7 protein-coding genes and 1 pseudogene are annotated in these 6,527 nt (G+C 71.8%); 2 read left to right on the top strand and 6 right to left on the bottom strand.

Going from position 1 to position 6,527, the window contains the following annotated elements; all coding sequences use genetic code 11:
• Positions 1-11: 11 nt before the first annotated feature.
• Entirely contained in the window at positions 12-143 is a 132-nt protein-coding gene (locus tag EAO72_RS43690) for a hypothetical protein (RefSeq protein WP_261991876.1), read from the bottom strand.
• Between EAO72_RS43690 and EAO72_RS41115 the strand changes: the two are divergent.
• A pseudogene (locus tag EAO72_RS41115) lies at positions 117-518 on the top strand (discoidin domain-containing protein); the annotation flags it as partial. The gene EAO72_RS43690 and the pseudogene EAO72_RS41115 overlap by 27 nt on opposite strands.
• A 64-nt stretch (positions 519-582) precedes the next feature.
• Here the strand turns inward: EAO72_RS41115 and EAO72_RS41110 are convergent.
• Genes EAO72_RS41110 through EAO72_RS41090 form a run of 5 tightly spaced genes read right to left on the bottom strand, consistent with a single transcriptional unit; the run spans position 583 to position 5,431 of the window.
• The gene (locus EAO72_RS41110) at positions 583-1,833 is read right to left on the bottom strand and encodes an ABC transporter substrate-binding protein (protein WP_148022490.1); all 1,251 of its coding nucleotides are present in this window, start codon (positions 1,831-1,833) and stop codon (positions 583-585) included.
• Positions 1,830-2,954 carry a branched-chain amino acid ABC transporter permease gene (locus tag EAO72_RS41105; RefSeq protein ID WP_410090566.1) on the bottom strand — a complete coding sequence of 375 codons (1,125 nt, stop codon included), beginning with the start codon at positions 2,952-2,954 and terminating at the stop codon, positions 1,830-1,832. The genes EAO72_RS41110 and EAO72_RS41105 overlap by 4 nt, the downstream gene beginning before the upstream one ends.
• Positions 2,947-3,837, bottom strand: a complete 891-nt coding sequence (locus EAO72_RS41100) for a branched-chain amino acid ABC transporter permease (RefSeq protein ID WP_148022489.1) — start codon at positions 3,835-3,837, stop codon at positions 2,947-2,949. The genes EAO72_RS41105 and EAO72_RS41100 overlap by 8 nt, the downstream gene beginning before the upstream one ends.
• Positions 3,834-4,646, bottom strand: a complete 813-nt coding sequence (locus EAO72_RS41095) for an ABC transporter ATP-binding protein (protein ID WP_187285453.1) — start codon at positions 4,644-4,646, stop codon at positions 3,834-3,836. Before EAO72_RS41095 ends, EAO72_RS41100 begins: the two co-directional genes overlap by 4 nt.
• Positions 4,634-5,431, bottom strand: a complete 798-nt coding sequence (locus tag EAO72_RS41090) for an ABC transporter ATP-binding protein (RefSeq protein WP_148022487.1) — start codon at positions 5,429-5,431, stop codon at positions 4,634-4,636. Before EAO72_RS41090 ends, EAO72_RS41095 begins: the two co-directional genes overlap by 13 nt.
• Positions 5,432-5,806: 375 nt before the next feature.
• On the opposite strand from EAO72_RS41090, the gene EAO72_RS41085 reads away from it, so the two are divergent.
• A partial coding sequence (locus tag EAO72_RS41085; protein WP_148022486.1) for a PucR family transcriptional regulator occupies positions 5,807-6,527 on the top strand: 721 nt, incomplete at its 3' end.

The raw sequence follows: 6,527 nt of genomic DNA, 5'->3' as shown, positions 1-6,527 counted from the left end.
GCATGTCCGGGTCAGCTGGTGTAGGCCTCCAGTTCGGAGAGCTGCGCGGCCGGCCAGCCGGTGTTGCCGGTGAACGTCAGCCGCAGATAGCGGGCGGACGTTCCGGGCAGGGTGACGGTCGCACGGTCACCGACTCCGGCCACGCCGACGTGTACAGCGCGTCCCGGGCCGTGGACGGCGACGCCAACAGCTACTGGGAGAGCAGCAACCACGCCTTCCCGCAGACCATCACTGTGGATCTCGGCGCGGCCAAGGCGGTCAAGCGGCTGGTCCTGAAGCTGCCCCCGGCGGCCGCCTGGTCCACCCGTACGCAGACCCTGAGCGTGGCGGGCAGCACCGACAACAACACGTTCAACTCGCTCAGGTCCTCCGCGGGTTACACCTTCGATCCGTCGAGCGGCAACCGGGCGACCGTCACCCTGCCCGGAACGTCCGCCCGCTATCTGCGGCTGACGTTCACCGGCAACACCGGCTGGCCGGCCGCGCAGCTCTCCGAACTGGAGGCCTACACCAGCTGACCCGGACATGCCCCGGGGCGGCACGCGTCACGCGTGCCGCCCCGGGGCTCGTGTGCTGCCGTGCCTACTTCAGCGTGTACGACTTCGCCGCCGCGGCCGCCTCCGCGGGCCTGACGACCTTGAGTCCGCCGGGCGTCTTGGCGTCCGGCTTCATGATCACGCTCTCCCGGGTGGAGGGAGCCGCCGGGTCGGAGAAGTCGTGCGGCATCCCGAAGTCGCTGCCGAAGTCGGTGATGGTGAGCAGCGCCTTGTCGATGCCCTCACGGGTGAGGTCCTTCGAGGCGCAGGCCTTCTTCAGCGCCTCGCCGAACAGGCTCGCCGCGTTGTAGCCCGCGATGACGCCGTTGTCGAGGCCGTCCTTCGGGTACTCGGCGCCGTACTCCTTGGCGAGCTTCGCCGGGCCGGCGCCCGGGTCGCCGATCGGGAGGGTGGAGGCGGCGACGTAGTAGTCGGCCGCCAGGGCGGGACCGGCCTGGGTCTTCAGCAGCTGCGGCGCGAACGCCGAGTTGTTGCCGACGACCGGGACCTTGAAGCCGGTGGCCGCGGCCACACCGACCAGCGAGGCCGCCTGGCGCGGGCCGGCGCTGACGATGACAGCCTTGACGCCGGCCTGCTTGAGCGCGGCGACCTGGGCGGTCATGTCGTTGTCGGTGGGCTTGATCTTCTGCTCGACGACGGTGAGGCCCGCCTCCTTCGCCGCGTACTTCGAGCCGGCCAGCGCGTTCTCGCCGTAGTCGCCCTCGAAGTAGACATGACCGATCTTGTCGCCCTTGGCGATGCGCTTCTCGGCGAGCAGGTAGTCGATCAGGTTGATCGTCTCGACGTCGTACGTGGCGCCGATGACACGGATGTACTTGCTGCCGACCAGGTTCGCCGACCAGGCCTGCGGCAGGACGAGTGCCTTGTCCTGGCCGTCGATGCGGTCCTCGACCGCCGCCACGAACGGCGAGCCGATGAACTGGGCGAAGCCCAGCACCTTCGGCGCCAGTTCGGTGTAGCCGGCGATGGCCTTCTGCGGGTCGTATCCGTGGTCGCGCACGGTCAGTTCGACCTTGCGGTCGCAGATGCCGCCCGCGGCGTTGGTCTGCTTGACCCAGAGCTGCTGGGCCTGGGTGACGCTCTTGCCGAGCGAGGCGTAGACCCCGGTCATGTCGGTGAGCGCGCCCAGCGAGATCACCTTGTCGGTGACGCCCTGGCCGGTCTTCACACCGGCCTTGTCCTGGGTTCCCTCGTCGGAGGACTTGGCCTTCTCGCTGCAGCCCACGAGGGTGAGGGTGAGGGCCGCGCACACGGCCCCGAACACACGCAGTTTCATTTCTTCTCCCCTGAATTCTTCATCAGACGTGTCAGGCCGCCGGGCAGGAACAGAACAGCCGCGACCACCGCGGCGCCGTACAGATAGCGCGATGCCTCGCCCGGGGCCAGACCGCCCGTTCCGGGGTCGGAGACCAGGGGCAGGGAATCGCTGTAGTGGGTGAGCAGCTGCGGCAGCAGCGAGACGAACGCGGCCCCGACGACCGCTCCCGCCACGGTGCCGAGCCCGCCGATGACGATCATGGCGAGGTATTCGAGGGACAGGACCATGCCGAAGTACTCGGGCACGGTCCGCTGGAAGACCAGCGCGAGCAGGACGCCCGCCAGTCCGGCGTACATGGAGGACAGGACGAAGACGCCCGCCCGGTAGCGGGCCACCGGCACGCCCATCACACCTGCCGCGATGCGGTGGTCACGGATGGCGTTGAGCGCCCGTCCCGGCCGGCCGCGCAGCACGCCGCGGGCGAAGAGGCCGCTCAGGAGCAGGGCGAGCAGCGCCGCGTACCAGAGCTTCTCCGAGGACTGGAACGGCACCCCGGCCACAAGGACCTCGGTGTCGTCGAAGCCGAAGCCGAAGAGTGAAAGGGGCGGCACGGCACGGCCGTTGAAGCCTCCGGTGAGGGAGCCGGCGTTGAACAGCACGTGCTGGCCGATGAAGATCAGGGCCAGCGTGGCGATGCCGAGATAGGCGCCGCGCAGCCGGCTCGCGATGGGGCTGAACAGTCCGCCGGCGGCTCCCGCGAGGAGGACCGCGAGCACGGCGGCGAGCCAGCTGGGCAGGCCGAGCCCGGAGAGCTCGTGCCCGTTCTCCGTACTGCTCTCCCCCGCCAGGACGCAGTAGCCGTAGGCGCCCACCGCGAGGAAGAAAGCGTGTCCCATGGAGAGCTGGCCGGTGGCGCCGGTGAGGAGGTTGAGCCCGATGGCACCGATGGCCGCGGCCATCGCGAAGAGTCCGGCCTGCAGCCAGAAGCGGTCCAGGTAGAACGGAAACGCGAGGAGCAGTACCGAGCCGACGGCCCAGAGGTAGGTACGCGGTTGGCGCAGCCGGCCGGCGAGGGCGGTGCCACCCGGGGTGGCCGGCCGGGGCGCCGCGGCGGTCTCGGTGGTCGTGGTCTCAGACACGGGCGAGCTCCTTCGTACCGAAGAGTCCCGCGGGCCGCAGGAGCAGCACGAGCACCATCACCAGATACGGGGCGAGGTCGCCGATGCCGCGGCCCAGGAAGGAGAGGTCGCTCTGGTAACCGGTGGCGAGCGATTCGGTGACGCCGACGATGAGGCCTCCGGCGAGTGCCCCGGTCGTCGAGTCGAGTCCGCCGAGGATCGCCGCGGGGAAGGCCTTGAGCGCGGCCAGTGAGGTGGCCCGTTCCAGTCCGGGTGTGGGGAAGACGGTGAGGAAGAGCGCGGCCACCGCGGCGAGCGCTCCGGCCACCGCCCAGGCGGCGAGCGAGACCCGGCCGAGCTTGATCCCCATCAGGGCCGCGGTCTGCGGGTTCTCGGCCGCGGCCCGCATCGACACGCCCCAGGAGGTGAAGCGGAAGGCGAGCAGGAACGCGGTGATGAGCAGACCCGCGGCGAGGAAGGCGGCGATCCGGGTCTCGGCGAGGGTGACGCCTCCGATGGTGACGACGCCGTTCCCCCACGGGTCGCCCAGCGCCAGCACGTCCGTGCCCATGCGCCGGGTGAGTTCGGTGGTGAGGAGGATGTCGACGCCGATGGTGACGATGGCGAGGACGCTGTGGTCGCTGCCCCGGTAGCGGCGCATCACGAGGAACTCGATCGCCGCTCCGACGACGGCCGCGCCCGCGATGCCGACGGCGAGCGCGGGCCAGAAGCCGATGTCGTCGTGGAGGACCGCGGTCACGTAGCCGCCCGCGAGGAGCAGGGACGCGTGGGCGAAGTTGACGACCTCGGTGGCCTTGAAGATGACGACGAAGCCGAGCGCGATGAGTGCGTAGACCGAGCCGATGGAGAGGCCGCCGAGGAGGAGTTCGATGAAGGTGGTCATTCCTGTGCCCCCAAGTAGGCCTGGACGACGGCCGGATCGTTCTGGACCTCGGCGGGGGTGCCGCCGGAGATCCTGCGTCCGAAGTCGAGTACGGTCACGGCGTCCGCGAGCCGCATCACCACGCCCATGTCGTGTTCGACGAGCACGATCGAGATGCCGAGACTGTCCCGGACCCCGGCCACGACCGCCGCGGTGCGCCGCCGTTCGTCGGCGGTCATCCCGGCGACGGGTTCGTCCAGGAGGAGGACCTGCGGCTCCATGCACAGCGCGCGGCCGAGTTCGACGAGCTTCTGCTGTCCGTACGGGAGGGCACCGGCCGGCCGGTCCAGCTCCCTCTCCAGACCGATGAACTCGGCGATCTCGCGGACCCGTTCCCGATGGCGGCGGGCCTCACGCGCGGCGGACGGCAGACGCAGCCCGCTGGCGACGAACCCGGCGCGGGTGAGCCGGTGCCGGCCGAGGAGCAGGCTGTCGGTGACGGTGGCGTGCGGGGGCAGCGCCAGGTTCTGGAAGGTACGGGCGACGCCCAGTTGGGCGATCTTGTGCGGGGCGAGTCCGGTGAGTTCCGTCGTGCCGAGGTGAACGCTGCCGGATGTCGCCCGGTACACCCCGGACAGCACGTTGAACGTGGTCGACTTGCCCGCCCCGTTGGGACCGATGACGGCGTGCACGCTGCCCGGCTCCACGGTGAAGGAGACGCCGTCGAGTGCGGTGAGCCCGGCGAAGCGGACGGTGACGTCACGGACGGCGAGTGCGGCGGGGGCCGTGGTGACCGGGGCTGTTTCCTGAACGGCGCTCACGCGGACCACCTGCTCAGGCCGCGTACGGACCCGGCGGCCCGGTCCGCGTCCTCGGCGGCCGTCTCGTCGACGACGCCCAGGTAGCGGCGGCGTACCTCGTCGGACGCGGCGAGTTCGTCGGCCGGCCCTTCCAGGGTGACCTCGCCGACCTCCAGGACGTAGGCCGTGGAGGCGAGCCGCAGGGCGATCGCCGCGTTCTGCTCGACGAGCAGGACGGAGGTGCCCGAGGCGTTGATCTCCTGCACGGTCTCGGCGATGCGCTGCGCCATCAGCGGGGCGAGCCCGAGCGAGGGTTCGTCGAGCAGCAGCAGCCGGGGCCGGGCCATCAGGGCCCGCCCCATCGCCAGCATCTGCTGTTCGCCGCCCGACAGCAGCCCGGCGCGCTGGTGCGCCCGCTGGGCCAGCACCGGGAACAGCTCGTGTACGCGGGTCAGCGCGCCCGCCGACGCCTTGCGCCCGCCACGGGCTCCGAGGGCGCCCGCCCGCAGGTTGTCGGCCACCGTCATGCGGGCGAACACCTGTCGTCCTTCGGGTACCTGGACCACTCCGGCGGCCACCACCTGGGCGGGCCGCAGCCCGTCCAGGGGGCGTCCGTCGAAGCGGACGGTGCCCGTACCCGTCCCGCGGTGGAAGCCGAGGGTCCGCGAGATGGCCCGCAGCAGCGTGGTCTTCCCGGCCCCGTTGCCGCCGAGTACGGCGGTGATCGCGCCGGCCGGCACATCGAGGGAGACGTCGCGCAGGGACCGTACCGGGCCGTAGCCCACGGACAGTGCGCGGATCTCGAGCGTTGCCATGCGTCCTCCTCCTTCCGCCTTGTCCTGACATCGATCGTGTCTGGGCATCGATGTGTCGATTCGTGGTGCGCAGGGGTCGCGGGCCGGTCGTGACCGGCGGTGTCCGCCGGTTTCCGTCCTGCCCTGCCCTGCCTGCCCTGTGTCTGTGTGGGGCCACAGACCAGCAGCGGGCGGGCTCCGCGTCCACGGTCACCGGCCGAAACGCTGCGGGTGCCCCGTGCGGAAGGCGGCCGGTTGTGCACGCGCACAGAGGCGGGCTGTGTGCTGTCGCCCCCGGCCCGCACCGGTGTCATCCTCACGACGGCGGTCCGGTGGAGCGGGCCGGGGCCCGGGCAGGGAATCGGCCCCCAGGGGCGYGCGGAGATCGGAGCGGGCATGCGGCAGCGCGGGGACGGGCGGGGGTGGGCGCTGCTCGACGCGCTGCTGGACGACGAGACCGGGCAGGACCTCGCGGCGCTCGCCGGTGCGGTACTGGGGCTGCCGGAGCAGGGCCGCTACGCGGTGGCGGTCGTCGCGGAGCGCGGGTGCGCCTGGAACCGTCCGGCCGACGCCCACGGGATGCGGCTGCTGTGGCGGTCGCGGCCGGACCGGGAGATCGCGGTGGTGGCACTGGGCGAGGCGGATCCGGCCGCCGTCGCCGTGCTGTTGTCCGGCACGGGCCCCGGCCCCGGTGGGGTGAGCCCGGTGGTGGACGGCCTGTCCGCCCTGGGCACGGCCCGCCGGCTGGCCGATGCGGCGCTGCTGACCTGCGGGGAGGGCGGGGAGGCGGTCGTGTGCCTGGAGGACAGGGTCCCCGGGGCCTTGGTGGCGGGGCAGCCGGCCCTGGCGAACTACCTGGCCACGGACGTGTTCGGGGCGCTGCTGGCCCGTGATCCCACGGACCGGGCGCTGCTGGTGTCGACGCTGGACGCGTGGGTGGAGTGCGGAGGATCAGCCGGGCGCACGGCGGTACGGCTGTGCTGCCACCGGAACACGGTGCTGAACCGGTTGCGGCGGCTGGAGGAGCTCACGTCCCGGTCGTTGTCGCGGCCGCGCGAACTGGTGGAGCTGATGCTGGCGCTGGACGCGGTGCGGCTGGGGCGGGGGCGGGATACGG

Source organism: Streptomyces sp. OR43, assembly GCF_008042275.1.
Taxonomy (GTDB): domain Bacteria; phylum Actinomycetota; class Actinomycetes; order Streptomycetales; family Streptomycetaceae; genus Streptomyces.
This window is presented reverse-complemented; position numbering and strand designations above follow the sequence as displayed.